This is a genomic window from Bradyrhizobium sp. P2_E8 (assembly GCF_056403875.1).
Genome location: NZ_JBFUES010001305.1, coordinates 1 through 1738 on the forward strand (window position 1 = coordinate 1; position 1738 = coordinate 1738).

Below are 1738 nucleotides of genomic sequence, written 5' to 3' on the forward strand. Positions count from 1 at the left end.
CCGGGAATCTTAGGTTTATCTTGTCGGTTGGGCAATACGACGTAGAATAAATTTTCTCCGGGAGGCAACCACCTGGACCAAATAAGAAAAATTATGCCACTGACTGCCGATCGGCAGTCGTTTCACCTCGTTCCCGAGCCTGTGACGCAACAGGCGTTCCCCAAGGGGCAGGGCAGGCGAGGGGTCTATTTGCCGAACGCCAGCACGTGCAGGCCGAGGCGCTGCCGCACGATCCAGAACAAGAGCACCGTCTCGAAGCTGAGCGAGATCGAGGTCGCGGCCGCGGCGCCATGGCCGCCGTAGCGCGGTACCAGCGCGATGCAGAGCACGACGTTCATCACGAAGGCCAGCGCATAGGCCAGCGCGCACATCTTCTGCTGGCCGAGCATGTTGAGCAGTCGCTCGACCGGTCCGATCGCGGCGCGCACGACCAGGCCAATTGCGGCGACGAACATGATGTCGTAGCCAACCACGAATTGCGGCCCGAACAGCCAGAGCAGCGGCTTGCCGAGCGCCAGCAGCACGATGGTCGCCGCCAGCGACGGCCAGAACGTCCAGCTGATGGCATGCGCGACGTAGGCCGACAGCCGTGCCTTGTCGCCAGCTGCGTTGTATTCGGCGAAGCGGTGCGCTGTCGTCGCCGACATCGCGTAGTGGATGAACGAGACCAGCGCCAGCGTCTTCACCACCGCGAAGTAGACGCCGACCTCGTCGGAGGGGCGGAATTGCTGAAGCACCAGCACGTCGGTGTAGGACAGCAACAGGTAGAAGCTCTCCACCAGCAGGATCGGCAGCGAGACGGCGAGCCAGCCGCCCACGTCATAGGCCTTCGGTCCGGGCGCGATATGGCCGGCGAGCTTGCGGTTCAGCACCACCATCTGCCCGGTCATTGCGATCCACACCGCACCTAGGCTCGCGACCATCGCGGCGGCCGCGCCGAGATGATAGCCGAGCAGGAAGGCAGAGGCCGTGATGCCGATGATCAGCGCCTGGCGGATGATGAATTGCGGCATCAGGCCGAGCTGCATCCAGTCATGCGAGCGCGCGATGCCGTCCTGGGTGTTGGCGACGACGAAGGCGGGCAGCGTCATGCAGCCGATATAGAGCGGCAGCACCTCGGCCGGATCGATCCAGGGCGAGAGCAGCTTGACGATGCCGGCGAGGCCGAGTGACATCAGCGTGGAGGCGGCAAAGGTCAGCCAGCGGCTGCCGGAAAGAAAGCCGCGCAGCAGCGCGTGCTCGCCGCTGGTGCGATACTCCGGAATGATCTTCTGTGCGGAGGCCGAGATGCCGAAGTCCATCATGCTGCCGAGCAGCAGCACCCAGGTCCAGACATAGACATAAATGCCGTAGTCGGACGTGCCCATCCAGCGCGCGAGCAGAACCTGCGAAAAATAGGCAAGGCCCGCGCTGATGACGCGGATGATGAAGACGGTGCCGGCCAGCCGCCGCGTCAGCGACGCTTCGCTCGATCCGCCCGAGAGCTTAGCCCGCAGCCGCGCGATCAGCCCGGCCGGTCCGCTCGTTGCGGGTTCTGCATCCATCACGGCCAATTCGACGAGTCCCCAGGCGTCCCGCATGCAGCGGCAGCCTTGCTGCAGTAACCCTGGGAATTAGCAACCATTCGTTAAGATTCGGTTGGGTCACCGTTGTCGTCCCGGCGAAGGCCGGGACCCATACCGCGTGATCTATCGATGGGGTGCGGTGACAATCCCGTACGACAAGTCTTCGCCAAACC

At 63.8% G+C, this 1738-nt stretch carries 1 protein-coding gene; it reads right to left on the bottom strand.

The window, feature by feature from the left end:
* Nucleotides 1-185: 185 nt before the first annotated feature.
* Nucleotides 186-1553 carry a flippase gene (locus AC1D00_RS39845; protein ID WP_477014470.1) on the bottom strand — a complete coding sequence of 456 codons (1368 nt, stop codon included), beginning with the start codon at nt 1551-1553 and terminating at the stop codon, nt 186-188.
* Nucleotides 1554-1738: the final 185 nt, after the last annotated feature.